The sequence below is a fragment of the Streptomyces sp. NBC_01591 genome, from assembly GCF_035918155.1.
GTDB lineage: Bacteria > Actinomycetota > Actinomycetes > Streptomycetales > Streptomycetaceae > Streptomyces.
The window spans coordinates 1,924,810-1,949,803 of sequence record NZ_CP109327.1; the positions used below are offsets into that span (position 1 = coordinate 1,924,810).

At 71.3% G+C, this 24,994-nt stretch carries 25 protein-coding genes, 1 tRNA gene and 1 pseudogene; 12 read left to right on the plus strand and 15 right to left on the minus strand.

The window, feature by feature from the left end:
- Positions 1-56: 56 nt before the first annotated feature.
- The 4 genes from mshC to OG978_RS09000 form a co-directional block, all read right to left on the minus strand.
- On the minus strand, positions 57-1,286 hold the full coding sequence (mshC, locus tag OG978_RS08985; RefSeq protein ID WP_326764682.1) for a cysteine--1-D-myo-inosityl 2-amino-2-deoxy-alpha-D-glucopyranoside ligase: 1,230 nt from the start codon (positions 1,284-1,286) through the stop codon (positions 57-59).
- 154 nt (positions 1,287-1,440) lie between these two features.
- Entirely contained in the window at positions 1,441-2,313 is an 873-nt protein-coding gene (locus tag OG978_RS08990; RefSeq protein WP_326764683.1) for an SCO1664 family protein, read from the minus strand.
- Positions 2,277-2,867: a DUF3090 domain-containing protein gene (locus OG978_RS08995; RefSeq protein WP_072484378.1), complete on the minus strand. Its 591-nt coding sequence runs from the start codon at positions 2,865-2,867 to the stop codon at positions 2,277-2,279. Before OG978_RS08995 ends, OG978_RS08990 begins: the two co-directional genes overlap by 37 nt.
- Before the next feature lie 103 nt (positions 2,868-2,970).
- Positions 2,971-3,687, minus strand: a complete 717-nt coding sequence (locus tag OG978_RS09000) for a histidine phosphatase family protein (protein WP_326764684.1) — start codon at positions 3,685-3,687, stop codon at positions 2,971-2,973.
- 59 nt (positions 3,688-3,746) lie between these two features.
- On the opposite strand from OG978_RS09000, the gene corA reads away from it, so the two are divergent.
- Positions 3,747-4,742, plus strand: a complete 996-nt coding sequence (gene corA, locus OG978_RS09005; RefSeq protein ID WP_326764685.1) for a magnesium/cobalt transporter CorA — start codon at positions 3,747-3,749, stop codon at positions 4,740-4,742.
- A gap of 25 nt (positions 4,743-4,767) precedes the next feature.
- On the opposite strand, the gene OG978_RS09010 is transcribed toward corA, so the two are convergent.
- The gene (locus OG978_RS09010) at positions 4,768-5,556 is read right to left on the minus strand and encodes a ferritin-like domain-containing protein (protein WP_326764686.1); all 789 of its coding nucleotides are present in this window, start codon (positions 5,554-5,556) and stop codon (positions 4,768-4,770) included.
- Positions 5,557-5,789: 233 nt separating this feature from the next.
- Entirely contained in the window at positions 5,790-6,839 is a 1,050-nt protein-coding gene (locus OG978_RS09015) for an LLM class F420-dependent oxidoreductase (RefSeq protein ID WP_326764687.1), read from the minus strand.
- Positions 6,840-6,979: 140 nt separating this feature from the next.
- Here OG978_RS09015 and OG978_RS09020 point away from each other — a divergent pair, with 140 nt between their 5' ends.
- Together OG978_RS09020 and OG978_RS09025 are read left to right on the plus strand one after the other, a co-directional pair.
- The gene (locus OG978_RS09020; RefSeq protein WP_326764688.1) at positions 6,980-7,963 is read left to right on the plus strand and encodes an aldo/keto reductase; all 984 of its coding nucleotides are present in this window, start codon (positions 6,980-6,982) and stop codon (positions 7,961-7,963) included.
- Positions 7,960-10,254: an ATP-dependent DNA helicase gene (locus tag OG978_RS09025; protein WP_326764689.1), complete on the plus strand. Its 2,295-nt coding sequence runs from the start codon at positions 7,960-7,962 to the stop codon at positions 10,252-10,254. The genes OG978_RS09020 and OG978_RS09025 overlap by 4 nt, the downstream gene beginning before the upstream one ends.
- Positions 10,255-10,346: 92 nt before the next feature.
- Here the strand turns inward: OG978_RS09025 and OG978_RS09030 are convergent, their stop codons facing one another.
- The gene (locus OG978_RS09030) at positions 10,347-10,997 is read right to left on the minus strand and encodes a hypothetical protein (RefSeq protein ID WP_326764690.1); all 651 of its coding nucleotides are present in this window, start codon (positions 10,995-10,997) and stop codon (positions 10,347-10,349) included.
- A gap of 47 nt (positions 10,998-11,044) precedes the next feature.
- On the opposite strand from OG978_RS09030, the gene OG978_RS09035 reads away from it, so the two are divergent.
- Entirely contained in the window at positions 11,045-11,233 is a 189-nt protein-coding gene (locus OG978_RS09035; RefSeq protein WP_030918345.1) for a DUF5703 family protein, read from the plus strand.
- Positions 11,234-11,300: 67 nt separating this feature from the next.
- Here the strand turns inward: OG978_RS09035 and OG978_RS09040 are convergent, their stop codons facing one another.
- From OG978_RS09040 to OG978_RS09050, 3 genes are all read right to left on the minus strand, one after another.
- Positions 11,301-12,041, minus strand: a complete 741-nt coding sequence (locus tag OG978_RS09040; protein ID WP_326764691.1) for a chaplin — start codon at positions 12,039-12,041, stop codon at positions 11,301-11,303.
- A 138-nt stretch (positions 12,042-12,179) separates the two neighbouring features.
- Positions 12,180-12,413 (minus strand): chaplin ChpH, encoded by a 234-nt coding sequence (gene chpH / locus OG978_RS09045; protein ID WP_326764692.1) that lies wholly within the window; start codon positions 12,411-12,413, stop codon positions 12,180-12,182.
- Positions 12,414-12,577: 164 nt separating this feature from the next.
- Positions 12,578-13,903 (minus strand): M20/M25/M40 family metallo-hydrolase, encoded by a 1,326-nt coding sequence (locus OG978_RS09050; RefSeq protein ID WP_326764693.1) that lies wholly within the window; start codon positions 13,901-13,903, stop codon positions 12,578-12,580.
- A gap of 183 nt (positions 13,904-14,086) precedes the next feature.
- On the opposite strand from OG978_RS09050, the gene OG978_RS09055 reads away from it, so the two are divergent.
- The 5 genes and pseudogenes from OG978_RS09055 to OG978_RS09075 all read left to right on the plus strand — a co-directional run bounded on the left by OG978_RS09055 (position 14,087) and on the right by OG978_RS09075 (position 16,781).
- Positions 14,087-14,171, plus strand: a tRNA-Leu gene (locus tag OG978_RS09055).
- Positions 14,172-14,414: 243 nt separating this feature from the next.
- Positions 14,415-14,537: pseudogene (locus OG978_RS48260) on the plus strand (hypothetical protein); the annotation flags it as partial.
- A gap of 82 nt (positions 14,538-14,619) precedes the next feature.
- Positions 14,620-14,985 carry a hypothetical protein gene (locus OG978_RS09065; RefSeq protein WP_326770316.1) on the plus strand — a complete coding sequence of 122 codons (366 nt, stop codon included), beginning with the start codon at positions 14,620-14,622 and terminating at the stop codon, positions 14,983-14,985.
- Positions 14,985-15,746, plus strand: a complete 762-nt coding sequence (locus OG978_RS09070) for a hypothetical protein (protein ID WP_326770317.1) — start codon at positions 14,985-14,987, stop codon at positions 15,744-15,746. Before OG978_RS09065 ends, OG978_RS09070 begins: the two co-directional genes overlap by 1 nt.
- A gap of 99 nt (positions 15,747-15,845) precedes the next feature.
- Complete coding sequence (locus OG978_RS09075) at positions 15,846-16,781, plus strand: pseudouridine synthase (RefSeq protein WP_326764694.1); 936 nt, start codon at positions 15,846-15,848, stop codon at positions 16,779-16,781.
- 13 nt (positions 16,782-16,794) lie between these two features.
- Here OG978_RS09075 and OG978_RS09080 read toward each other — a convergent pair whose 3' ends face one another.
- Together OG978_RS09080 and OG978_RS09085 are read right to left on the minus strand one after the other, a co-directional pair.
- Positions 16,795-17,424, minus strand: a complete 630-nt coding sequence (locus OG978_RS09080) for an MBL fold metallo-hydrolase (RefSeq protein WP_326764695.1) — start codon at positions 17,422-17,424, stop codon at positions 16,795-16,797.
- Complete coding sequence (locus OG978_RS09085) at positions 17,424-18,509, minus strand: S-(hydroxymethyl)mycothiol dehydrogenase (RefSeq protein WP_326764696.1); 1,086 nt, start codon at positions 18,507-18,509, stop codon at positions 17,424-17,426. Before OG978_RS09085 ends, OG978_RS09080 begins: the two co-directional genes overlap by 1 nt.
- Before the next feature lie 271 nt (positions 18,510-18,780).
- On the opposite strand from OG978_RS09085, the gene phsA reads away from it, so the two are divergent.
- Entirely contained in the window at positions 18,781-20,685 is a 1,905-nt protein-coding gene (gene phsA, locus OG978_RS09090) for an O-aminophenol oxidase PhsA (protein WP_442817671.1), read from the plus strand.
- Between the two features lie 74 nt (positions 20,686-20,759).
- Here the strand turns inward: phsA and OG978_RS09095 are convergent, their stop codons facing one another.
- Positions 20,760-21,461 (minus strand): FadR/GntR family transcriptional regulator, encoded by a 702-nt coding sequence (locus OG978_RS09095; RefSeq protein WP_326764697.1) that lies wholly within the window; start codon positions 21,459-21,461, stop codon positions 20,760-20,762.
- 144 nt (positions 21,462-21,605) lie between these two features.
- Here OG978_RS09095 and OG978_RS09100 point away from each other — a divergent pair, with 144 nt between their 5' ends.
- Positions 21,606-22,115: a gluconokinase gene (locus OG978_RS09100; protein ID WP_326764698.1), complete on the plus strand. Its 510-nt coding sequence runs from the start codon at positions 21,606-21,608 to the stop codon at positions 22,113-22,115.
- Positions 22,116-22,126: 11 nt separating this feature from the next.
- Positions 22,127-23,524 (plus strand): GntP family permease, encoded by a 1,398-nt coding sequence (locus OG978_RS09105; protein ID WP_326764699.1) that lies wholly within the window; start codon positions 22,127-22,129, stop codon positions 23,522-23,524.
- Here OG978_RS09105 and OG978_RS09110 read toward each other — a convergent pair.
- Both OG978_RS09110 and OG978_RS09115 read right to left on the minus strand, forming a co-directional pair.
- Positions 23,513-24,190 (minus strand): cytochrome b/b6 domain-containing protein, encoded by a 678-nt coding sequence (locus tag OG978_RS09110; RefSeq protein ID WP_326764700.1) that lies wholly within the window; start codon positions 24,188-24,190, stop codon positions 23,513-23,515. The genes OG978_RS09105 and OG978_RS09110 overlap by 12 nt on opposite strands.
- On the minus strand, positions 24,132-24,797 hold the full coding sequence (locus tag OG978_RS09115; RefSeq protein WP_326769975.1) for a molybdopterin-dependent oxidoreductase: 666 nt from the start codon (positions 24,795-24,797) through the stop codon (positions 24,132-24,134). Before OG978_RS09115 ends, OG978_RS09110 begins: the two co-directional genes overlap by 59 nt.
- Positions 24,798-24,994: the final 197 nt, after the last annotated feature.

Genomic DNA, 24,994 nt, shown 5'->3' on the forward strand with positions numbered 1-24,994 from the left:
GGCCGGTTCATCGGGAACGTCCGGTGGAGATCAGCGGGTTGCCACCATGCGCGGCGCTACAGGGCGACACCCAGCAGTGCGTCGACGGTGCGCGAGACGAGGCCGGGTGCGCCCTCGTCCGTACCGCCCTCCGCGTTCTGGCGCTCGGCCCAGCGGTCCACGGCGGCCAGCGCGGCCGGCGCGTCCAGGTCGTCGGCGAGGGCCTCGCGGACCTCCTCGACCAGGGCCTCGGCGGGCAGCCCGTCGGGCCGGGAGACGGCGGACCGCCACCGGGCGAGCCGCTCCACCGCGTCGGCGAGCACCTGGTCCGTCCACTCCCAGTCGGTCCGGTAGTGGTGCGACAGCAGTGCCAGCCGGATCGCCGCCGGATCCACGCCGTCGCGGCGCAGCTTCGAGACGAAGACCAGGTTGCCCCTGGACTTGGACATCTTCTCGCCGTCCAGGCCGACCATTCCGGCGTGCACGTAGGCCTGGGCGAAGGGGTGTTCGCCAGTCAGCACCTGGGCGTGCGAGGCGCCCATCTCGTGGTGCGGGAAGGCGAGGTCGGACCCGCCGCCCTGGACGTCGAAGCCCATGCCGAGGTGGTCCAGGGCGATGGCGACGCATTCGATGTGCCAGCCGGGCCGGCCGGGGCCGAGCGAGGCGCCGTCCCAGCTCGGCTCGCCCTCGCGGGCGGCCATCCAGAGCATCGGGTCGAGGGGGTTCTTCTTGCCGGGGCGCTCCGGGTCGCCGCCGCGCTCGGCGGAGAGCAGCCGCATCGCCTCGGCGTCGAGGTTGGAGACCTCGCCGAAGTGCGGGTCGGTCTCGACGGAAAAGTAGACGTCGCCGTCGAGTTCGTAGGCGGCGCCGGCGTCGCGGAGCCGTTCCACGAGCGGGACGATGCCGGGTATCGCCTCCACGGCACCGATGTAGTGCTTCGGCGGAAGCATGCGCAGGGCAGTCATGTCCTCGCGGAACAGGGCCGTCTCGCGCTCGGCGAGCTCGGTCCAGTCCTGACCGTCGCGCACGGCCCGCTCCAGCAGCGGGTCGTCCACGTCGGTCACGTTCTGGACATAGTGGACCTGCCGCTTGGTGTCGAGCCACACGCGCTGAACGAGGTCGAACGCGTTGTAGGTCGCCGCATGACCCATGTGGGTCGCGTCGTACGGCGTGATGCCGCAGACGTAGATGCGGGCGACGGGACCGGGGTCAAGAGTGATCCGTCCGCCGGTCGCGGTGTCGTGGATCCGAAGGTCGCGGCCCTTGCCAGGCAGGGCGGGGACCTCAGAAGCGGGCCAGGCATGCATGCCACGAGCGTAACCGGATGCATGTTCCGGATACGAACCGGATGCCGGATCTTGGCCGAAGAGGCGGTCTTGCGCCGTGTGGCCTCATCTGCTTCGGGGCGCGGTACCGGCAACGCGGTCCGCCCCCTCGCCCAACCCGTATCCCCTGCTCCGCTCAGACCGGCGGCCAGGGGATCGACGGCCACTCCCCGCTCGGCTCCGGGTGCCTACCGGTCGCCCTCAGCCCCGCCACGCGGCCCCGCAACGCCTCGATCTCGACCTCGGTGATCAGCTCGCCCAGCCGGGTGACGAGCGGGGTCCCCGGCGCGAGTTCCGCCCCCAGCCGTTCGACGACCTCGACGGCCTCGGCCGTCAGCGGCTCCCCCGCCCACCCCCAGAGCAGCGTGCGCAGCTTGTCGTCGGAGTTGAACGTCACACCGTGGTCGATGCCGTAGAGCCTGCCGTCGGGTGCGGGCAGCAGATGGCCGCCCTTGCGGTCCCCGTTGTTGATCACGGCGTCGAGGACGGCCAGCCGCCGCAGCCGCGCGTCGTCCGCGTGGACCAGCAGGGCCGTCCTCCCCTCGCCGACCTCGGCGTGGGCGACGGCCTTCCAGCCCTCCCCGGGCTCCTCGTCCTCGACGAGCGCGAGCAGCGGGGGCTCGCCCGCCTCACCGGCCTCGTCGTCCTCGCCGGCCGCTTCGTCACGGGGGACCGCGTCGATCCACAGCTGGCACATGCCCTCGCCGTACGGACCGTCCCGCAGCACGGTGGGCGGTACGAGGCCCCAGCCGGTCGCCTCGGAGATCTCGTACGCGGCCACCTCGCGCCGGGCGAGCGTGCCGTCCGGGAAGTCCCACAGGGGCTGTTCGCCGGCCACGGGCTTGTAGACGCAGGTCGCCTGCTCGCCGTCGCGCGCGACCGAGCAGTACAGCACCGCGTTGGACGCCCCGCGGATCTGTCCGAGGACGGTGAGCTCGCCCTCGGTGAGCAGAGCGACCAGCTCGGTGCCGGTCAGGCTCCGCGACGGTATCCGTTCTGGCGCGGGCATACATGTCCTTCCGGGTCGAGCGGCAGGCTGCACAGCGGGCACGGCGGACGTCCGGCGTTCACCACGTCCAGGGCGCGCTTGGCGAAGGCCCGGGCCTGCGCGCCGCTGAGGCGGACCCGGAGCATCGGCGGACCGTTCTCCTCGTCCTGCAGCAGCCGTTCCTCGGCCTCGGCGAGATCCTCGTCGGAGTCCACGTCCAGCTCGACCAGCGCCTGCGCCTCGACGATCATGCGCTGTTCCTCGCCGTCCCAGGCGAGCGCCATCGTGCCGACCCGGAACTCCTCCTCGACGGGAACGTCCAGGGGCGCGGTGTCGGTGACGTCCATCGGCGCCACGGCGGGCACCGGGGAGTTTCCGCCGGTCCGCCGCACCACCTCGTCGAGCAGTTCGTCGATCCGCTCGGCGAGCGCGGCGACCTGGGTCTTCTCCAGGGCCACGCTGGTGACACGTCCGCCTGAGGATGCCTGCAGGAAGAACGTACGACGTCCAGGCAACCCGACCGTACCGGCCACGAAACGGTCCGGGGGGTCGTAGAGGAACACCTGACGGGACACGTCCTGTCTCCCTTGAAATTGACGGTGGATGAGGGGCGGCCGGGGCCCGGGAGTTCCCCGGGGCAAGGCGCCTACGGAGCGTCCACCCTACTGCGCGAAGCGATCACGGCGCCCCAGCGCCGCCCCCGACAGCCGCGTCCGCGTCCGTCGCCGGGTGCGGGCCCGGCTCCGCCCCGCCGGTGTGCTCGCGCGGCGCCAGCGACGCGAGGTCCCCGGTGTCGCCGAGCCGCAGCAGGAAGGGCCGCAGCCTGGTGTAGCGGATCGCGGTGACCGAGCAGGGGTCGGCGTGGATCCGCTGGAAGAGGTCGAGATGCATGCCGAGCGCATCGGCGACGAGGGCCTTGATGATGTCGCCGTGCGAGCACATCACGTAGACGGCGTCGTCGCCGTGCCCCGCCTCGACGCGGGCGTTCCAGTCCCGTACCGCGTCGACGGCGCGCGCCTGCATGCCGCGCATCGACTCGCCGCCGGGGAACGCCGCGGCCGACGGGTGCTGCTGCACGACGCCCATCAGCGGTTCGTCGGCGAGCTCCGCGAGCTTTCGCCCCGACCAGTCACCGTAGTCGCACTCGCTGATCCGCTCCTCGGTGTGCAGTTCCAGCTCCGGCCGGGCGGCGAGCAGCGGTCGCAGGGTCTCCCGGCAGCGCTGCAGCGGACTGCTGACGGCGGCGGCCAGGGGCAGCCCGGCGAGCCGTCCGGGCAGTGCCGCGGCCTGTTCGGCACCGCGCTCGTCGAGCGCGACACCGGGGGTGCGGCCCGCGAGCACCCCGGCCGTGTTGGCGGTGGAGCGTCCGTGGCGTACGAGGATCAGGGTGGGCATACGGGCCAGCGTAGGCCGCCGACGCCGATGAGGTGCGCCGGGGACCGCGGCAGGGAAGAATGCGCGCCGTGATCGTGGACTGTGCCATCTACCGGGACGGGCGCCGCACCGACGGCCCCGCCGACTTGTCCGATGCCCTCGACGAGGCACGGGCCACCGGGGACGCGTTTCTCTGGATCGGGCTGCACGAGCCGACGGAGAAGGAGTTCGAGCTCGTCAGCAGCGAGTTCGGACTGCATCCGCTGGCGGTGGAGGACGCCCTGAGCGCGCACCAGCGCCCCAAGCTGGAGGTGTACGACGACTCGCTCTTCGCGGTCATCAAACCGGTGGTGTACGAGCAGGCGAGCGACACGGTCACCACCGACGAGCTGATGGCCTTCATAGGCGACTCGTTCGTCGTGACGGTCCGGCACGGGGAGGGCGCGCCGCTCGCCGCGGTGCGCCGCCGGCTGGAGGCCGAGCCGGAGGTGCTCAAGCACGGGCCGACCGCGGTGCTGTACGCGATCAGCGATGCCGTCGTCGACCACTACATCGAGGTCGCGGGCGAGCTCCAGGTCGACCTGGAGGAGCTGGAGGCCGAGGTGTTCGCGCCGGCCGGGGTCGGTGACACCAAGAGCACCGCGTCCCGCATCTACACCTTCAAGCGGCAGATCCTGGAGTTCCGCCGGGCCACGGGGCCGCTGAGCGCCCCCATGGCCCGGCTGGCGAGCGCGGACGTGCCGTTCGTCCACGAGCACTCGCAGCCGTTCTTCCGCGACGTCAGCGACCATCTGACGCGTGCCAACGAGTACGTGGAGGGGCTGGACCGGCTGCTCTCCGACATCCTCTCGGCCCATCTGGCCCAGGTGGGGGTGCGGCAGAACGACGACATGCGCAAGATCTCGGCCTGGGCGGCGATGGCCGCCGTGCCGACCATGGTGGCGGGGGTCTACGGCATGAACTTCGAGCACATGCCGGAGCTCGGCTATGTGTGGGCCTATCCGGTGCTGATCGCACTGATGGCCGCCGCGGTCTTCGCGCTGTACCGGCAGTTCAAGCGCCGCGGCTGGCTCTGACGGACGGGCGGGCGCCCGGCCCGGTTCAGGCGAACTCGGGCTCCGGCGTGGCGGGACCGCCCAGCGCGTCGCGCCGCTCGGGCTGCTCCAGGCTCACCATGCGCCGCCACCCCACGAGCCGTTCGTACGCGTAGACGCCGTGGATCCCGGCGGCGAGCACCGCCGATCTGGCCCGGGACCAGCCCAGGATCCGGCCCATGTGGTCCATCACGGCGAGGCTGACGTCGCGGTACACCCGGATCTCGGCGAGCGCGCACTCGCGCAGGGTGCGCTGGATGGTGCGGCCGTGTCCGGCCCGGGCGAAGCGGAGCAGCTCCTCGTGGCAGTACGCCAGGTGGTTGTCCTCGTCGTTCGAGATCATTTTCACGGCGCGGCCGAGGCCGGGGTGGTCGCCGAAGTGCTTGCGCAGCAGGGCCATCTGCTCGGAGGCACGCTGCTCGGTGACCCGGCTGTGGGCGAGGTAGGTGATGATGTCGCGCTCGGAGAGCCGTTCCTCACCCCGCAGCTGCTCATGGGCGAGGCCGATGCCGTGCTTCTCCAGCAGCATCGTGTAGTCGGTCTCGTGCGGGATCTCCACCGGCTGGAGCCCGCGCTTCCTCAGCAGCACGTTGAAGATCCTGCCGTGCTTGTCCTCGTCGGCGCCGTGCCGGGCGATCTTGGGTGCCAGGGCGCGCTGGCTCTCGGGCACCAGGGCCGCGATACGGCCGTTCTCCCAGCCGCCCTGGGCCTCCCCGCCGGCCGCGATGGAACAGAACAGCCGGAACGTATCGTCGTCGTCCAGAATCTCCTGGAACAGGTTCCTTGCCGAGAGCATCACTGCCACCTCCGTGCCGCATCCACCGAGCGACAGTCAAGTGCGGCACACCCACCCGGGCAACAGGAACGGGCCCCGGCTACGCCGGATGGGTCGCCCCGTTCCCGCCGGACCGCGCGCGTGCTTGCGTAACCGCCCGACCACGCGCGCGTTGATATGCGTGACGGCCGTGGCGGGGAGGCCCCGAGCCCCCACCACGGCCGTAGTGCTGCTCCCGGGGGCAGCAAACCCCGCTATGCGAGCCCGGAGCGCTCCAGCGCGGCCGTGCCGGCCCTCAAGGCCGTGAGCCGCTCTTCGAGCGTGAACCCGGCCGGGGCGAGGGTCAGCGTCGTGACACCCGCGGCCGCGTAGGCCTGCATCCGCTCGGCGATCCGCTCGACCGGGCCGAGCAGCGTGGTCTGGTCGATCAGCTGGTGCGGCACTGCGGCGGCGGCACCGCTCTTGTCACCGGACAGGTACTTGTCCTGGACCTCGGCGGCTTCCTTCTCGTAGCCCATGCGCTGCGCGAGCTGGTTGTAGAAGTTCTGCTTGCGGCTGCCCATGCCGCCCACGTACAGGGCGGTGTACGGACGGAACATGTCCGCGAGACCGTTGACGTCGTCACCGACGGCGAGCGGCAGGGTGGGGCAGACGTCGAAGCCGTCCATGGTCAGGCCGGCCTTCTCGCGGCCCGCCCGCAGATACTTCACGGCGGTGTCCTCCAGGTGCTCGGCGGAGGGGAAGATCAGCAGCGCGCCGTCGGCGATCTCGCCGGTCTGCTCCAGGTTCTTCGGGCCGATCGCAGCGATGTAGAGCGGGATGTGCTCGCGCTGCGGGTGGACGGTCAGCTTGATGGGCTTGCCCGGACCGTCCGGCAGCGGCAGCGTCCAGTGCTGCCCCTCGTACGAGAGCCGCTCGCGGGACATCGCCCTGCGGACGATCTCGACGTACTCCCGGGTGCGGGCCAGCGGCTTGTCGAACTTGACGCCGTACCAGCCCTCGGAGACCTGCGGTCCCGACACGCCGAGGCCGAGCCGGAACCGGCCGCCGGAGAGCGAGTCGAGGGTGGCGGCGGTCATCGCCGTCATGGCCGGCTGGCGGGCCGGGATCTGCATGATCGCGGAGCCGACGTCGATGGACTCGGTCCGGGCGGCGACCCAGGCGAGCACGGTCGGCGCGTCGGAGCCGTACGCCTCTGCCGCCCAGCAGACGTCGTATCCGAGCCGGTCGGCCTCCTGGGCGACGGCGAGATTGTCGCCGTCCATTCCCGCGCCCCAGTAACCGAGATTGATGCCGAGCCGCATAGCCGCTCCCCTTACCGATCAGTAACGTCCCTGAGCTCCGGACTCTAGCGCGCGGCAACGGGATCCGGCAGGGGCGACTTGACCCCGGGTTGTCCACAGGCTTCCGCCGAGTGGGGTTTTGGCCAGTAATCTCAGCGCCCATGGAGCAGAGGCATCTCGGCCGCACCGGCCTTCGAGTGTCCCGGATCGGACTCGGCACCCTCACCTGGGGCCGGGACACCGATGAGCACGACGCTGCCGAACAGCTGAAAGCCTTCTGGGAGGCGGGCGGCACGCTGGTCGACACGGCTGATGTGTACGGCGGCGGGGAGGCCGAATATCTGCTCGGGCAGCTCGTCGGCGGCCTGGTGCCACGGCGCGATCTGGTCATCGCGACGAAGGCCGGCAGCGTGGCCGACCCGTACCGCCGGTTCGACGGATCGCGCGGGCATCTGCTGGACGCGCTGGACGCCTCCCTGGAACGGCTGGGCACGGACCACGTGGATCTGTGGCAGATCCACGCCTTCGACCCGGTGACTCCGCTGGACGAGACCCTTCAGGCGCTGGATCTGGCGGTGTCCACCGGGCGCGCCCGGTACGCGGGGGTGTCGAGCTTCTGCGGCTGGCAGCTGGCCAAGGCGGCGACCTGGCAGCTCGCCTCGCCCGGGGTGCGCACCCGGCTGGCGAGCACACAGATGGAGTACTCGCTGTTGCAGCGGGGGGTGGAACGCGAGGTGCTGCCCGCCGCCCTCGATCTCGGCGTCGGGCTGCTGCCCTCCTCCCCGCTGGGCCGTGGCGTCCTCACCGGGAAGTACCGGTCGGGCACTCCGGCGGACTCGCGCGGCGCCTCGGAGCTGCTGGCTCCGTTCGTCGAGCCGTATCTCGACGATGCGGCGAGCCGCATCGTGGACGGGGTGACGACAGCGGCGGACGGCCTGGCCACGACGCCCCTCCAGGTGGCTCTCGCCTGGGTGCGGGACCGGCCCGGAGTGGTGGCCCCGATCGTCGGCGCGCGCAACGCGCAGCAGCTCACGGAGGCATTGTCAGTGGAGGCGCTTAGTCTTCCTGACGAGATCTGCCAGGCGCTCGACGATGTGTCGGCGCCCGTGCACCGCTATCCCGACCAGGACTGGAGCACGCTGTGACTGCGCTTCCCCGGGGGGAAACCCCCGGCTCCCCGGCCGCCGACGACGACGGCGTCGTCGCGCCCCCCTCCGCCGCCGCGCCCGCCCCGTCCGCCGGGGACGGGGCGGAGACGGACGGGGGAGACTCCGGGACCACCGGGGCGGGCGACGCGGAGCCGACCCCCGGGACCGGCGAACCGGCCGACGACGCGACGGACGTGGAGACGGACGCGGCCGACGATGACGGCGCCGGGGACGCGGCCGGGGAAGGGGCGGATGCCGCCCCCGCACCGCTCTCCGAGGCCGAGGCCGAGCTCGCTGCCCAGCGTGAGCTCAGGGAGCGGATCGAGAAGCGCAAGGCCGAGAAGGAAGGCCCCATCGCCGCCGGGGGGAAGCTGAGCGGCAAGGCGGCCGACCTGCTGGCGGCCGTGCGTGCGGTGGAGAGCGGCGAGCAGCACGCCACCTCGTTCTTCGACTCCCCCGCGCCCGCCGCCCCCCGCCGCACCGCGCCCGCGCCCGCTCCGGCCCGCCCACGCGCCCCCGAACCGTCCCGAGCGCCCCAGGGCGCCCCGCCGGAGGCCGTCGCCGCGACCGCCGCCGTCCTGGCCGAGGGCGGGGCTCCGGCGGCGCTGGCGGGACCGGCAGCGGAGGCTCTCGGGGCGCAGGCGGCCGACGCCCTGCGCGCGGACCCTTGGCAGTTGCTGGCCGTGCCGGGAGTCGGGCCCGAGCAGGCGGACGGATTCGCGCGGGCCCTGCTCGGTGACGAGTGCGGCCCGGACGACGAGCGGCGGACCGCCGCCCTGGTCGGCTGGCTGCTGGAACGGGCCGCGCTCCGGGGCCACACGGCGCTGGACGCCTCGGAGGTACGGGCCGCGCTCGCCGGGCGTTCGGTGACCGACCCCGACGCGGCCGTGCAGCACGCCATCGCCGAGGGAGTCGTCCTGGTCTTCCAGGACGGCCAGGAGGACCACGACGACCAGGGGTCCGAGGCACCCGCGGAACCCGGCGAGGACGCCGACGCGAGCACCGGGCAGGCCGGACAGGAACCGGTACAGGTGCTGCTCGGCCTCGACCGCTACGCACTCGCCGAGGAGAGCCTCGCCGACGGCCTGGCCCGGCTGGTCAACGCCTGCGAGAAGGACGCCGACTGGACGCAGGCGACCGCGGCCGCGAGCTCCCCGTCGGCAGCCGAGCTGATCCGCGCGGTCGCGGCCCACGGCCTCGTGGCACACACCGGGGGCGAGGCCGCCAGGGCCGAGCCCGCCGCCCTGATCACCGCGGCCCGCGGCCTCGGGCTGCGCGCCCTGGGCGCCGCGCACAGCGCCGACGGCAGGCGCCGGCTGGCCGAGGCGACCGGCGATCCCGAAACGGCTGTCACCCTCGCCGGTCTGCTCTCGGGCGAGCAGGGCCCGGGGCGCGACGAGGAAGGGGCGATCGCCGTCGACCTGCTCGTCGTGCTGGACGCCCCGCAGCTGGACGTCGAGACCGCCGCGATCCTGGTCGAGTCGCTGGCCGACGGCACCCGCCTGGTGCTCAGCGGCGATCCCGGTGTGCTGGGATCGGCCGGTGCGGGAAGGGTGTTCGCTGATGTGCTCGCGGCCCGCGCGTGCCCGCAGATCGTCTCCCGCACACCGGATCCGGGACCGATCGGCGAGCTGGTCTCCGGCATCGGCATCGGCGAGCTGAACCAGGTCGAGGCGCCCGGCAAGGAGGTGGTGATCGTCCCCGTACGCGATGCGGGCGAGGCGGTGCACCGCACCGTGCAGCTGGTGGCCGACTCGGTGCCGCGCGCCATCGGCGTACCGTCGTCCGACACCCAGGTGATCACCGTCGGCCACGGCGGCTCGGCAGGCACCCGGGCGCTGAACGCGGCACTGAAGCAGCGGCTCAACCCCGGTCCTGGCAGGTTCGGCGGCTTCGACCCGGGCGACCGCGTCGTCCACGTCCCGGCGCCCGGCAGGGCCGTGCCCGCGGTGGTCGTCTCGGCGGACGCCGACGGCCTGCATCTGGACTGCGCGGGCACGGAGGTCGTCGTGGCCCAGGAGCGGGTGGAGTCCTCCGTGCGCCATGGCTGGGCCCTCAGCGCCCACCAGGCGGCCGGGATGCGGTGGCCCGCAGTGGTCGTCGTGCTGCCGGGCGACGCGGTGCAGGGGCTGAGCCGCTCCTGGGTGTACACCGCCTTCAGCCGCGGGGAGCGGCATCTGTCCGTGGTGCACGGGGTGGATCAGGCACTCCAGCGCGCGGTCGCCCAGTCCCCGGCCCAGGACCGCACGACGCGGCTGCGCACCCTGCTGGAGACCCCGGCCCGCTGATCGGGTCCCGGCGGGGACGCCCTGACCGGACGGGCTCGGTCGCGAGCCCGTCCGGCCGGCGGATCAGGAGCTGTCCGCCGCAGCGGTGTGGGTCAGACGGGGTCGAGCCGGGCCGGTTCCTCGTCCGATTCGTCCTCGTCGAAGACGGCGCTGACGTCGAAGCGGCAGACCACAAGTTGCGGATCGGCGTCGTCGAAGGGCGCGCCGAGCCACTCCCCCGGCTCGGGGAGCTCCTCCGCGGCCGTGACCCAGAGCGTGGAGTCGCCCTCTTCCAGGCCGAACTCCGTGTGCCGGGAAGCGATCTCGTCGGGTTCGTACTCCCCGAAGAGCACTCCGAGCGCCGCATGGACGCTGGAGCCGACCACCGCGGCGCTCCCGCCGTGGTCGTCCTGGTCGAGGTCGGCGATCCGCTGGGCCTGTGCGAGCAGCCTCGGCGGCTCCACCACCGCGTAGTCGCGCCGGATGAGCACACTGAGTGCGTTCGGCTCCTCGGGGCCGGTGTACGGCGGCAGCGAATCCTCCGCACCCGGGATCTCGAAGGGGGTGACTTCGTCGTACCGGTCGTAGAGCAGTTCGTCGTAGAACTCGGCGGCAGCGGCCAGTGCGTTGAACGCGTCATAGACGGCCACGTCGTCGTCCCCGGTCCGGCGTTCGACGGCCGCGAGGTGGTGGTCGAGCGCGGCTTTGATCGCCTCGGCGGCGGCGCGTACCTCGGCAGCGGTGGGCTGCGCAGCATCAGACATAGTGCAGACGCTATCCGTACACGGGCTCTGCCCGCACAATAGATGCGATGCCGGAATACGAATTTGTCGATGTGTACGTGCCGCGCGGGGTGTCCCGGAAGGAGACGGCCCGCCTGCTGACCGACCATGCCGAGTACGGTCACTGGGAGTTGGACCGGCTGACGCTGCGCCGCGACGGCAGCCGCAGGGTACGCCTGCGGCGGCGGATCATCCGCCAGCTCCGGGCCACCTGGTGACACGGAGCGGGCCCCGCAGCCGCGGGACCCGCTCCCTTCGTGGCGCTTGCTTCGCCGCCCCGGTCCGCTACGCGGACGTCCGGGCGCGGCGGTAGAGCACCGTGCCCGCACCCGCCAGCAGCAGGCCCGCGCCCGCCGGGATCAGCAGGTCGAGGCCGCCCGCTCCGGTGTGTGCGAGCTGCGCGACGTTCTGTGTCTCGGGCACGTTCGGTACGGTCCGCGGCCCGGGAGCCGGAGGTTCGGTCTCGGTGACCGGGGTGACCGGGGTGCCGACGGGCGGCGTGACGACATCCGTCCCGTTCCCGCAGTCGTTGCCGGAGGCCGGGTTGAGCAGTCCACCGATGGTGAAGCTGTTCCCGCAGACGTTCACGGGGATGTCGATGGGCACCGCGATGTTGTTGCCCGAGAGCACGCCGGGCGAACCCGTCGCGGTCCCCTCGGCCGTCGCCCGGCTCCCGTTGTCGCTCGTGGCGGCGCGGTGCTTGCCGGTGCCCGCACGGTGGGCCTGGGTCCGGTCGCCGGAGACCTGACTGCCCGAGGCGTGCCGACCCGAGGCGGTGCTCTGTGAACCGTTTCCGCAGGTGTTTCCCGCAGCCGGGTTCAGCAGCCCCACGACGCTCACGGGGTTGCCGCATACGTTGACCGGTACGTCCACCGGGATCTGTACCGAATTCCCGGAAAGCACCCCCGGGGAATTCGATGCGTCGCCGGCCGCTCCCGCGTCGGCATGCGCATAACCGCCACTCAGCGCGAGCACGCCGCCCGCGGCCGCCATGGTGATCAGGCCTTTACGCGTGACCTGTCGCATAGGTTGTTTCCTGCCTTCTACCTTCCGGAAAACCCCCGGACTTGACCGTGCGGGGGCGGAGTACCCAGCGGCCCCGGAGTGCATGGCGTGCACTCCGGGGCCGACCGGATTCAAACCCTTACGGGTTGACGCACAACGTCAGGCGTTGACGCAGGTGTTGCCGAAGGCGGGGTTCAGCAGCCCGATCACGGAGATCGTGTTACCGCACACGTTCACCGGCACGTGCACGGGCACCTGAATGTTGTTGCCCGAGAGCACGCCGGGACTGCCGACAGCGGCACCCTGGGCACCGGAGTCCGCGACGGCCATGCCCGCACCCGCGAGCACCAGACCACCAGTGACAGCCGCAGCAGCGACGACCTTCTTGATCATTGTTCCTCCTAGTTGGCAATGCGGTCCCAGCCGCGGACCGCATCACCTGTAACGAGGAAGAGGTAATCGGGCTACGAGCGCTTGTCCCCTTTCACTCGTTCCGGTCAAATACGCACACGCTGACGATTGTTGGTGCGGGAAGTCGGCGGAAATCCGGCAAGGCGTCAGGAGTTGTCAATGAAGCGGTCGAGCACCCGCACGCCGAACTTCAGACCGTCCACCGGCACACGCTCGTCCACACCGTGGAACATGCCCGCGAAGTCGAGCTCCGGCGGCAGCTTCAGCGGGGCGAATCCGAAGCAGCGGATACCCAGGTCGTCGAAGGACTTGGCGTCGGTGCCGCCGGAGAGCATGTAGGGAACGGCACGGGCGATCGGGTCCTCCGCCTTCAGGGCGACCTGCATCGCGTCGACGAGCGAGCCGTCGAAGCTGGTCTCCAGCGCCTTGTCGCCGTGCACGTCCTCGCGCTTCACGCGCGGGCCTAGGATCCGGTCCAGATCGGCCAGGAACTCGTCCTCGAAGCCGGGCAGGAAACGGCCGTCGACATGGGCGATGGCCTGGCCGGGGATGACGTTCACCTTGTAACCGGCACCCAGCATGGTGGGAGCGGCGGAGTTGCGGAGCGTGGCGCCGACCATCTTGGCGATGCCGCCCAGCTTGGCGAGCGTGGCCTCCATGTCCTCCGGGTCGAGCGGGGTGCCGAGCGCGTCGGACAGCTCGTCCAGGAAGGACCGTACGGTCTTGGTCACCCGGACCGGCCACTTGTGCCGCCCGAGCCGACCGACCGCCTCGCAGAGTTCGGTGATCGCGTTGTCGTCATTGGTCATCGAGCCGTGGCCGGCGGTGCCGTCCACGGTGAGGCGCATCCAGTGCATGCCCTTCTGGGCCGTCTCGACGAGGTAGAGCCGCAGCTTCTCGTTCACCGTGAAGGAGAAGCCGCCGACCTCGCCGATCGCCTCGGTGACTCCCTCGAAGAGGCCGGGGTGCTTGTCCACGAGGTACCTCGCGCCGTACGTACCGCCCGCCTCCTCGTCCGCGAGGAAGGCCAGCACGATGTCGCGCGGGGGCTTGCGGCCGCTGCGCATCCGGTCACGGACGACCGCGAGGGTCATCGCGTCCATGTCCTTCATGTCGACCGCGCCGCGGCCCCACACGCAGCCGTCCGCGACCTCGCCCGAGAACGGGTGGTGCGTCCAGTCGTGGGCATTGGCCGGAACCACGTCGGTGTGGCCGTGGATCAGCAGCGCGGGCCTGGACGGGTCCTCTCCCTCGATCCGCGCCACGGTCGAGGCGCGGCCCTTGTGGGACTCGAAGATCTGCGGCTCCAGCCCGACCTCGGCGAGCTTCTCCGCGACGTACTCGGCCGCGCCCCGCTCCCCCGGTCCCGAATGGTCCCCGTAGTTGCTGGTGTCGATCCGGATCAGCTCGCGACAGAGGTCCACGACCTCGTCCTCGCCCGAGCCGGTCCAAGCCGTGTTGGTCTCGCTCACGCTGCTTCCTTCCACTGTCGCTGTGGTGCTCCCCCTCATCCTCCCGCGCCGGGCCCGCACGCCCAAGGGCATCCACCCCCCGTCATGCGCCCTTCACACAGTCCGGCCGTGATCGAGCACCCCCGAATGTTTGCTATTGTTTTCCACGTCGGAACGGGCCGGAGCCCGCGAGACAGACACCTTGTCCGGGTGGCGGAATGGCAGACGCGCTAGCTTGAGGTGCTAGTGCCCTTTATCGGGCGTGGGGGTTCAAGTCCCCCCTCGGACACAGAGCCAGAGCAAGTGCCGATCAGGAGAAATCCTGATCGGCACTTTGTGTTGCGCCCTGCGCGGGCACGTATCGGCCGTGCAATCGGCCGCCCTTGTTGAATCGGTTCATCACTCGCTGGCGTCCGGAGCGCCGGCAGCACGGAGGGCTTTTACCCCGAGCGAGAAGTCCCATGAACCGCACACACACGCCGAGTGGCGGGTGCCGCTGCCCCGGCTGGGCATCCGGTTCGGGCTGCCCGCCATGTACGGCGGGGCGCGGTGGTTCGGCGGCGGGCCCGGTGAGGCGTACCCGGACACCCGGGCCGCTGCGGTGCTCGGCCGGTGGCGGATGTCCGTGGACGAGATGCAGACTCCGTACGTGCGGCCCCAGGAGAACGGCGCACGGGCCGACGTCCGGTGGGCGGAGCTGACGGACGCCGACGGTGCGGGGGTGCGGGTCGAGGGGGGTGCTGCGCACGACCTCGCCCTTCGTGACGGTCCCCGAGGACGCCGGGTCCGCCCGGAGCCCGCTGTGCCGGATCCCCGGTGTGACGCTCGACTTCGGCAAGGGCTCCGGCTACCGGGAGCAGGTGGGTGTGGTCGACGAACGGCTCCAGACGTGTTCGGTGGTGTGGCGCGCGCGAGGCATGCCCGACGAGCCTGCGGCGCAGTACGTGATGGCGGCCGAGCCGCGCCTCGTCGCACTGTTCGACGGCCTTCCCGAGGGCGTCGGCAGCGGGCTCGTACGCACCGAGTGCGACGGGCGGCGGACGGTGTTCTACGCGAACCTCGGTTCCGGGCTGAAGGGTTGGGGCCCCGGCTGGACGGTCTGATGGGCACGGACGGGCGCGACTGGCCCGCGGAGTTCCTCGCGGCCGACATGGTGTCGCTCGGCGACGGGCTGCCTGGGCTGGCCTCGTCGTCGCGCGCCTGGCTGGCGCTGCCGCAGAGCTGCACCGGGCGGGACGAGTTCACCGGCCCCACCGTGGTGGACATCGGCATGGGGCCGACCGGACTCGACCTCTCCTCGGACTACGAGCAGGAGGACCGCGCGGCGCTGACCCGTGCGGTGGTGGAGGCCACCAACGGGGTCATCCGCGACTTCGGCTGCTCCGGCACGTACCGGGTACCGCGCGCCCTGCCCGCCCCGGTGGAGCGGAAGAAGACGGACGCCGATGCCTTCTGCGGCATCAAGGGCTTCACGCTTCCCGAGGCGCACCGCAAGGATCTGGCCCGCACGCGCGTCGGTGGCGACGGTGGGCCCGCCCGGGTCTGCGAGGCCGGTGGCTCCTACAACCCCGCCGTGCGGCTGACGACGGTGACGGACCCGGCGCTGTCCGAGATCTTCTCCTCGGGCACACTCAGGACCGGTCTGCCCCTCAAGGGTTCCAAGGGGTCCGGCTCCATCGACGGAACCAGGGCCGTCTACCGGGCGAAGTGCCAGACCGGTCCGGTGGCCTTCGTGGTGGAGCAGCTGGACCACACGGAGCACTCGGTCGCCGGCCTCGCCCATGAGCTGCTGCCCGGCTATGTCGCCGCCGAGGCCGAGCGCATCGGCTGCGGTCCGGAGAAGGTGACGCTGCCCACCGTCTGAGGGCGCCGGGCCGGTGACCGGCGATAATGTGCGGACACCCCGGGCAACGAGACGAGGAGCCGGCACCATGAGCACCGCCGTAGCGGCCGGCGTTCCCCGGTGAGGGGGCGCGCGAAGCCCCCGGCGTCACCGCTGCCGCAGCGGGACGGGATCGATCCGGTCCGGCTGCGGCTCCCCGAGGATCCGGACGGGGCGTGGCCGACGGTGCGTGATCATCTGCTGGCACGGTTCGCGGGCGCGATCGGGGCGCGGCGGGTGGACGCCATGTTCGCCGAGGGGCGGTTCGTCTCCGTGCGGGGCCCGGTGTCCGCCGACGAACCGTACGCCGCGGGCCGGTACATCTGGTTCCACCGGGATTTCGCGCCCGAGGACCCGGTGCCGTTCCCGGTCGGTGTCGTCCACCGCGACGAGCATCTCGTCATCGCCGACAAGCCGCATTTCCTGGCGACGACGCCGCGCGGCCGGCACATCACCGAGACCGCGGTGGCCCGGCTGCGCCGCGAGCTGGATCTGCCGGAGTTGCAGCCGGCGCACCGGCTGGACCGGCTGACCGCGGGCCTCGTCCTGTTCGTCGTACGGCCCGGGGAGCGGGGCGCGTACCAGACGATGTTCCGGGACCGGCTGGTGCACAAGGCGTACGAGGCGGTGGCACCGTACGATCCGGCGCTGGTCCTCCCGCGGACCGTACGCAGCCGGATCGTGAAGGAGCGTGGGGTGATCGCCGCCCGTAAGGAGCCGGGCGAGCCGAACAGCGAGAGCCGGATCGAGCTGCTGGAGCACCGGGAGGGGCTCGGCCGCTACCGGCTGCTGCCCGCCACCGGGCGGACCCATCAGCTGCGGGTCCATATGAACGGCCTGGGGCTGCCGCTCGTCCACGACCCGGTCTATCCGGTGGTCGAGGCGGAAGGGGCGCCGGACGACTTCTCGCGCCCGCTCCAACTCCTCGCCCGGGTCCTGGAGTTCACCGATCCGGTCACGGGCGAGCCGCGCCGCTTCGAGAGCGGGCTGCGGCTCTCCGCGTGGCCGGACCGGTGAGTGTCCGCGGTTCTCAGTGACCGCGGGCGATCCACTCGTCCAGGTGCGGGGCCTCCGCGCCGATGGTGGTGGAATCGCCGTGTCCGGTACGGACGGTGGTCTCCGGCGGGAGCGCGAGCAGCCGGTCCCTGATCGACGCGACGATGGTCGGGAAGTGGGAGAAGGACCGTCCGGTGGCGCCGGGCCCGCCCTGGAAGAGCGTGTCCCCGGTGAAGACGGCGGCCTGCTCGGGGGCGTGGAGGCAGACGGCGCCCGGGGCGTGACCGGGGGTGTGCAGGACCTTGAGCGTCGTTCCGGCGATCTCCAGCTCCTGGCCGTCGGCCAGTTCGCCGTCCGGGAGGCGGTCCGGGTGGGTCTGCTTCCACAGCGGCAGGTCGTCGGGGTGCAGCAGGATCGGTGCGCCGGTCGCGTCGGCGAGGGCCGGGGCGGCGTCGATGTGGTCGTTGTGCGCGTGCGTGCAGACGATGGCGCGCAGCGTACGGCCGTTCAGCGCGGCCTCGATGGCGGCGGCGTCATGGGCGGCGTCGATGACGATCGCCTCGGTGTCGTCGCCGACGATCCAGACGTTGTTGTCGACGTCCCACTCCCCGCCGTCGAGGGCGAAGGTGCCGGAGGTGACGAGGTGGTCGATGCGGGCGGCCATCAGAAGACCACCACCGAGCGCAGCACGTCGCCGTCGTGCATCCGGGCGAAGGCCTGCTCGACGTCGCCGAGTCCGATGGTCTCGGTGACGAACGCGCCGAGGTCGATCCGGCCCTGCTGGTGCAGGTCGATCAGCATCGGGAAGTCGCGCGAGGGCAGGCAGTCGCCGTACCACGAGGACTTGAGCGAACCGCCGCGCCCGAAGACGTCGATGAGCGGCAGCTCCAGCTGCATCTCCGGGGTGGGGACGCCGACCAGGACGACGGTGCCGGCGAGGTCGCGGGCGTAGAAGGCCTGCTTGTACGTCTCCGGGCGGCCGACCGCCTCGATGACGACATCCGCGCCGTTGCCGTCGGTCAGGGAGCGGATCGCCTCGACCGGGTCGGTGGAGCGGGAGTTGACGGTGTGCGTGGCGCCCATCGTCTTTGCCGTCTCCAGCTTGCGGTCGTCGATGTCCACGGCGATGATCTTCGCCGCGCCGGCCAGCCGGGCTCCGGCGATCGCCGCGTCACCGACACCGCCGCAGCCGATCACGGCGACCGAGTCGCCGCGGCCGACCTGTCCGGTGTTGATGGCGGCGCCGATGCCCGCCATCACACCGCAGCCGAGCAGACCGGCGACGGCCGGGGAGACCTCCGGGTCGACCTTGGTGCACTGACCGGCGGCGACCAGGGTCTTCTCGGCGAACGCGCCGATGCCGAGGGCCGGCGACAGTTCCGTGCCGTCGAGCAGCGTCATCTTCTGCTTGGCGTTGTGGGTGTTGAAGCAGTACCAGGGGCGGCCGCGCAGACACGCGCGGCACTGCCCGCACACGGCACGCCAGTTGAGGATGACGAAGTCGCCGGGCTCGACGTCCGTGACGCCCTCGCCGACGGACTCCACCACGCCCGAGGCCTCGTGGCCGAGCAGGAAGGGGAATTCGTCGTTGATACCGCCCTGCTTGTAATGCAGATCGGTGTGGCAGACGCCGCACGCCTGGATCTTCACCACGGCCTCGCCGGGGCCCGGGTCCGGGATCACGATCGTCTCGATCCGTACCGGCTCGTTCTTCCCCGGTGCGATGACCCCTTGCACCTGCTGCGACATACCGTGGTCTCCTGTTTCCGTCTTTTTGCGATGATCGAACGCGAACAACCGTACGCCCCGTGAGGGTGTCACGGCGGCGCGCCGCGTTGGCGGAAAACTACCGCCGTCCACCCGGTGGGTTGTACCGGTTTCGGTCAGATGATGCACACCGCTGAACTCCGGCGGTTTCCAGGCGGTCCTTCGATACACAGGGGCCACCGAATCAGTACCTGCGGGGGCAGGGGTCGCGTGGTCCACCAGCAGTGGAATTACGGATCATGGGGGAAGTACCTTGACCGAGATCGCCGAGACCACGGAGAAGATCAGTCAGCGGACCGACGAGCCGGGACCGGGGCCCGAAGCGGCCGCGCTCGGGACGCCGGTCGGCGGACTCTTGCCGTACACCGACGCGTTGCCCGTCCCGCCGGTGCTCCGCCCGCAGAGCGGAGACGTGCTCCACGAGACCGAGATCGCCCTGTCACCCACCTGGGTGCGGCTGCACGCGCAGCTGCCGCCGACGCTGATGTGGGGGTACAACGGTACGGTGCCGGGACCGACCATCGAGGTGCGGCGCGGGGAGCGGATCAGGATCGCCTGGACCAACCGGATCCCCAAGGGCAGCGAGTACCCGGTCACGGCGGTGGAGGTCGGTCCGGTCAAGCAGGGCGAACCGGCCCCGCACAACCGCCCCGGACGCGACGGCGTCGAGCCGAATGCGGATGTCGCCGCGCTGCCCGCCTGGACGGTGACGCACCTGCACGGTGCGCAGACCGGTGGCGGCAACGACGGCTGGGCGGACAACGCGGTCGGTTTCGGCGACGCGCAGCTGTCGGAGTACCCGAACGACCACCAGGCGGCCCAGTGGTGGTACCACGACCACGCCATGAACATCACCCGGTGGAACGTGTACGCCGGACTGGTCGGCACCTATCTGATCAGGGACGACGAGGAGGACGCGCTCGGTCTGCCGTCCGGCGACCGGGAGTTGCCGCTGATCCTCGCCGACCGCAATCTGGACACCGACGGGGACGGCCGGCTCAACGGGCGGCTGCTGCACAAGACGACGGTGCTCGTCGAGGCCGATCCGGAGACCGGGAAGCCGGTGTCGCTGCCGTTCTTCGGTCCGTACACAACGGTCAACGGCCGTATCTGGCCCCATCTGGACGTGGACGACGCGTGGTACCGCTTCCGGCTGGTCAACGCATCCAACGCCCGGATCTACGATCTGGTGCTGGTCGACGAGGAGAACAACCCGGTCCCGGGCGTGATCCGGCAGATCGGCAGCGACGGCGGGCTGTTGCCGCGCCCGGTGCCGGGCGACTTCGACGACGTGCTGCCGCAGCTGACGATCGCCCCGGCGGAGCGGATGGACCTGCTGATCGACTTCTCGGCGCTGGGCGGCCGACGCGTCCGGCTGGTCAACCGCGGCAAGCTCGCGCCGGGGGTGCCGGACCCTGCGGCAAACGTACCGTTCCCGCAGGTGATGGAGTTCCGGGTACGGGAGACGGGGCAGCGGGACGGTTTCGAGCTGCCGGAGGTGCTGTCCGGTTCCTTCCGGCGTTACGAGCACGGCCAGGTGGAGCACGGGCACCGGCTCGTGGTGCTGACGGTGCCGGGCACGGTCGGCGGCGGCGGTCACCCGGAGATCTGGGAGATGGCGGAGGTCGAGGACGCCGGTGAGGTGCGGGTGCCCTCGGACGGTGTCATCCAGGTTCAGGGCGAGGACGGCACGGTGCGCACGTACCGCAGGATCGCGCGGACCTTCAACGACGGCCTCGGCTTCACGGTGGGTGAAGGCACCTACGAGCAGTGGTCGTTCCTCAACCTGGGCGGTCCGACGCATCCGATGCACATCCATCTGACGGACTTCCAGGTGATGGGCCGGGAGGCGTACAAGCTCGACGGCTTCGATCCGGCGGTCGGCGGAACCCGCTCGCCCGTGGCGTTCGACCACGGCACCACGATTCCGACGGCACCGAACGAAGAGGGCTGGAAGGACGTCTTCCGGGTGCCCCCGGGGCAACTGGTGAAGGTGCTCGGGAAGTTCGACGGGGCGTACGGGAGGTTCATGTACCACTGCCATCTGCTGGAGCACGAGGACATGGGCATGATGCGGCCGTTCGTCGTGATGCCGCCCGAGGCGGTGAAGTTCGACCACGGCGCCGGGCACGGCGGCCACCACGGGCACGGCGGCTGACCGGCCGGACCTGCTGAACCGGCGGCCCCCGCGGGATCGTTCCGCGGGGGCCGTCGCGTGTCGCGGTACGGATCTCAGGGAGCGAGCACGTCCAGCTCGTGCAGCGCGCCCACCGCGATCTCCTTCGTCAGCCGCTCCGCCTCCACGGCGTCGCCCTCGCGCACCGCCTCGGCGAGCCGGACGTGGAGGGTGACCGCGGCCGGGTCCGGGTCCTCGAACATCACCTGGTGGTGGGTACGGCCCGCCAGGACCTCGGCGACGACATCGCCGAGCCGCGCGAACATCTCGTTGCCGGAGGCGTTGAGCACGATCCGGTGGAACGCGATGTCGTGCTCCAGATAGCCCTCCAGCTGCTGGCCCCGCGAGGTGGCGACCATGCCGAGCGCGCACTCGGTGAGGGCCGCGCACTGCTCCGGGGTGGCGTTGCGGGCGGCGAGGCCGGCCGCGACCGGTTCGATCGCCGAACGCAGCACGGTCAGGGAGCGCAGCTGGCGCGGGCGGTCGGCGCCGGCCAGCCGCCACCGGATGACCTGCGGATCGTAGACGTTCCACGCCTCGGTCGGCCGCACCGTCACGCCGACCCGGCGCCGGGACTCGACCAGGTGCATGGACTCCAGGACGCGGATCACCTCGCGGACGACGGTGCGCGAGACGTCGAAGCGCTGGGCCAGCTCATCGGTGCGCAGGACCTGTCCCGGCGGGTGCACCCCGGCGGCGATCTCCAGACCCAGGGTGTCCAGCACATGTGTATGCAGCCCAGGGCCCCGTGTGGTCATGAGCACAGCCTACGGGGCACCCTTCCGGAACAAAAAGTACGACGTTTATGTCACAACATCTTGAATAAGTCGTACGTATAGGTTTCAGTAACGCGACGGACCGATGTCGAGGAAGACGTCGAAGAAGACTGCGAGGCACCACCAATGAGCACCCCCCACGTCGTCGTGGTGATGGGCGTAGCAGGGACCGGCAAGACCACGATCGGCCCTCTGCTCGCCGCCGAACTCGGCGTTCCGTACGCAGAGGGCGATGACTTCCATCCCGCGGCGAACATCGCCAAGATGTCGGCCGGCACCCCGCTGGACGACTCGGACCGGTGGCCCTGGCTCGATGCGATCGGCCGGTGGGCGCACGGCCGGGCGGGGCTCGGCGGAGTGGTGAGCAGCTCGGCGCTCAAGCGCGTCTACCGGGACCGGCTGCGCGCCGAGGCACCCGGCGCGGTCTTCCTCCACCTGACCGGCGACCGGGCTCTGATCGAGCAGCGCATGGCGGAGCGCAAGGGGCACTTCATGCCCACCGCGCTGCTCGACTCGCAGTTCGCCACCCTGCAGCCGCTGCAGGAGGACGAGGCCGGTGTCTCGGTCGACGTGTCCGGCACCCCCGAAGAAATCACCCAGCGAGCCGTCGCCGCGTTGCGCCGGCTCGATATCTAAGGATCACCACCGTGACCAGTCTCAGCGTCGAGATGTTGGCAGCGGACGCCGTCGAACCGATCACTTCGGCAGGCAACGCGCAGTTGGGTATCGCCGTTCTGGCGGGCATCGCCGTCATCGTTCTGCTCATCACCAAGTTCAAGATGCACGCGTTCCTCGCGCTGACCATCGGTTCGCTGGCGCTCGGCTCGTTCGCCGGCGCCGCTCCGGCCAAGACGATCGCCAGCTTCACCGCCGGCCTCGGCTCGACCGTCGCGGGTGTCGGTGTGCTCATCGCACTCGGCGCGATCCTCGGCAAGCTGCTGGCCGACTCCGGCGGCGCGGACCAGATCGTCGACACCATCCTCGCCAAGGCGAGCCGGCGCTCCATGCCGTGGGCGATGGTCCTGATCGCCTCGATCATCGGTCTGCCGCTCTTCTTCGAGGTCGGCATCGTGCTGCTGATCCCGGTGGTGCTGCTCGTCGCCAAGCGCGGCAACTTCTCCCTGATGCGGATCGGCATCCCGGCGCTGGCCGGTCTCTCCGTGATGCACGGTCTGATCCCGCCGCACCCCGGCCCGCTGGTGGCGATCGACGCCCTCGGCGCCAACCTCGGTGTCACGCTGGCGCTGGGTGTGCTGGTCGCGATCCCGACCGTGATCATCGCGGGGCCGGTCTTCTCCCGCTACGCGGCGCGCTGGGTGGACGTCAAGGCTCCGGAGAAGATGATTCCGCAGCGTCCCTCGGAGGACCTCGACCGTCGTCCCAGCTTCGGCGCCACCCTGGCGACGATTCTGCTGCCGGTCGTGCTGATGCTGATCAAGGCTCTGGTCGACATCGTCGTGGACGACCCGGAGCAGAGCCTCCAGAAGGTCACCGACGTGATCGGCTCGCCGCTGATCGCGCTCCTCGCGGCCGTCATAGTCGGCATGTTCACGCTGGGCCGGGCGGCCGGTTTCTCCAAGGGCCGGCTCTCCACCACCGTCGAGAAGTCCCTGGCCCCGATCGCCGGTGTGCTGCTGATCGTGGGCGCGGGCGGCGGTTTCAAGCAGACCCTGATCGACGCCGGTGTGGGCCAGATGATCCTGGACTTCTCCGAGGACTGGTCGATCCCGGCGCTGCTGCTGGGCTGGCTGATCGCCGTCGCGATCCGGCTCGCGACCGGTTCGGCGACCGTGGCCACCATCTCGGCGGCCGGTCTGGTCGCCCCGCTGGCCGCCGACATGTCGACGTCCCACGCCGCTCTGCTGGTCCTCGCCGTCGGCGCGGGCTCGCTCTTCTTCAGCCATGTCAATGACGCCGGGTTCTGGCTGGTGAAGGAGTACTTCGGCATGAGCGTCGGCCAGACGGTGAAGACCTGGTCGGTGATGGAGACCATCATCTCCGTGGTCTCGCTGGCCTTCATCCTGCTGCTGTCGCTAGTCATCTAGCGCGCGGCCGCCCGCACGATCCTCCCCCCACAGCGCATGCTGTGACCGTGCCCAATGGCGCTCGACCGACCCGGTGCGCATGCCACGGCGTGCCTCCGGGTCGGCGAGCGCCATTGCCATGTGCCCGGCCAATACGATCCCGATCGCGAGCGCCAGCCAGTCGTGGACGAAGGTCGCGCTCGTGCGCCACAGCAGCGGCGCGAGGCCGGTGAACCACATCAGCAGCCCGGTGCCCGTCATCACCAAGGTCGCGCCCGCGATCCATGCCGCGTAGAGCTTCTGCCCGGCGTTGAACTTCCCGGCCGGCCGGGCCCCCGGCCGGTGGTCGCGGCGGCGCACGGCCCGCAGCCACTGCCGGTCGTGCAGCCCGAAGCGGTTGAGCCGGGACAGGTCGGCCCGGAAGGCCCGGGACAACAGACCGGCCAGGAACGGCACCGGGGTCAGCAGCCCGGACCACTCGTGCACGGTGACCACGAGACGGCGGCGGCCGACGAGCTCGGCGAGCTGGGGTACGTACAGACAGGCCGCACCCGCCACGCACACCAGCATCAGTGTCGCGGTGGTCCGGTGCACCCAGCGCTCCGCGGCGCTGAAGCGCTGGACGCGCTCAGACGGTGGGGGCGTCGTCGCGGCCGTTGGACCGGCCGACCCAGGCGTCGACGTCATAGCCGAACTCCTCCCAGTAGCCGGGGCGCACGGAGTCGGTGACGGTGATCCCGGAGAGCCATTTCGCCGACTTGTAGAAGTACATCGGGGCCACGTAGAGCCGGACCGGCCCGCCGTGGGAGTGGGTCAGCGGCCGGTCCTGCAGGCGCAGCGCGACCAGGACGTCGGCGCGGCGGGCCTGCGCGAGGGTGAGGCTCTCGCTGTAGGCGCCGTCGAAGCAGGTGAAGCGGACGGCCTTCGCCCCGGGCCGTACGCCCGCCGCGTCCAGCAGCGCGGAGAGCCGTACCCCTTCGAAGGGCGTCCCGGGCACCCGCCAGCCGGTGACGCACTGGACATCACGGACCATGCGGGTCTGCGGCAGGCCCTTCAGGTCGTCCAGGGTGTACGTGGCCGGGTGGTCGACCAGACCGTCGACGGTCAGCCGGTAGTCGTCGGCGCTCTTCTTCGGTACGGAGGAGGCGACGGAGTAGTAGCGGAAGCCGCCGCCGTTGGGGAGCAGGCCGGTCAGGCCGGTGGGGTCCTTGTCGGCGACCGCGCCCAGGCCGGATTCCAGCGTGCGTTGCAGCACGGGCGCCGCGACGACTCCGGCGGCGCCCAGTCCGAGCATGGCCAGGACGAGACGGCGGCCCACGGGGGTGCCTTCGGCGTCGGGAGGGCGACTGTTCACCCGGCTATTCGACCAGCTGCGGCCGCCGGTCACCAGGGTCGGGAGGCCGGCCGCCCGTATCGGTTCACAACTCGGCCCGTCCGGCGTGCAGTTGAAGACCCCTGCCGGGTGCCGGCGGCCCGGCGCCGCGCCCCGGC

Excerpts from the sequence above, each read along its gene's own strand:
- mshC (WP_326764682.1), bottom strand. The coding sequence starts at position 1,286 with ATGCATGCCTGGCCCGCTTCTGAGGTCCCCGCCCTGCCTGGCAAGGGC.
- OG978_RS08990 (WP_326764683.1), bottom strand. The coding sequence starts at position 2,313 with ATGCCCGCGCCAGAACGGATACCGTCGCGGAGCCTGACCGGCACCGAG.
- OG978_RS09000 (WP_326764684.1), bottom strand. The coding sequence starts at position 3,687 with ATGCCCACCCTGATCCTCGTACGCCACGGACGCTCCACCGCCAACACG.
- corA (WP_326764685.1), top strand. The coding sequence starts at position 3,747 with ATGCGCGCCGTGATCGTGGACTGTGCCATCTACCGGGACGGGCGCCGC.
- OG978_RS09010 (WP_326764686.1), bottom strand. The coding sequence starts at position 5,556 with ATGCTCTCGGCAAGGAACCTGTTCCAGGAGATTCTGGACGACGACGAT.
- OG978_RS09015 (WP_326764687.1), bottom strand. The coding sequence starts at position 6,839 with ATGCGGCTCGGCATCAATCTCGGTTACTGGGGCGCGGGAATGGACGGC.
- OG978_RS09020 (WP_326764688.1), top strand. The coding sequence starts at position 6,980 with ATGGAGCAGAGGCATCTCGGCCGCACCGGCCTTCGAGTGTCCCGGATC.
- OG978_RS09030 (WP_326764690.1), bottom strand. The coding sequence starts at position 10,997 with ATGTCTGATGCTGCGCAGCCCACCGCTGCCGAGGTACGCGCCGCCGCC.
- OG978_RS09035 (WP_030918345.1), top strand. The coding sequence starts at position 11,045 with ATGCCGGAATACGAATTTGTCGATGTGTACGTGCCGCGCGGGGTGTCC.
- OG978_RS09040 (WP_326764691.1), bottom strand. The coding sequence starts at position 12,041 with ATGCGACAGGTCACGCGTAAAGGCCTGATCACCATGGCGGCCGCGGGC.
- chpH (WP_326764692.1), bottom strand. The coding sequence starts at position 12,413 with ATGATCAAGAAGGTCGTCGCTGCTGCGGCTGTCACTGGTGGTCTGGTG.
- OG978_RS09070 (WP_326770317.1), top strand. The coding sequence starts at position 14,985 with ATGGGCACGGACGGGCGCGACTGGCCCGCGGAGTTCCTCGCGGCCGAC.
- OG978_RS09080 (WP_326764695.1), bottom strand. The coding sequence starts at position 17,424 with ATGGCCGCCCGCATCGACCACCTCGTCACCTCCGGCACCTTCGCCCTC.
- OG978_RS09085 (WP_326764696.1), bottom strand. The coding sequence starts at position 18,509 with ATGTCGCAGCAGGTGCAAGGGGTCATCGCACCGGGGAAGAACGAGCCG.
- OG978_RS09095 (WP_326764697.1), bottom strand. The coding sequence starts at position 21,461 with ATGACCACACGGGGCCCTGGGCTGCATACACATGTGCTGGACACCCTG.
- OG978_RS09100 (WP_326764698.1), top strand. The coding sequence starts at position 21,606 with ATGAGCACCCCCCACGTCGTCGTGGTGATGGGCGTAGCAGGGACCGGC.
- OG978_RS09110 (WP_326764700.1), bottom strand. The coding sequence starts at position 24,190 with ATGACGTCGACGCCTGGGTCGGCCGGTCCAACGGCCGCGACGACGCCC.
- OG978_RS09115 (WP_326769975.1), bottom strand. The coding sequence starts at position 24,797 with ATGCTCGGACTGGGCGCCGCCGGAGTCGTCGCGGCGCCCGTGCTGCAA.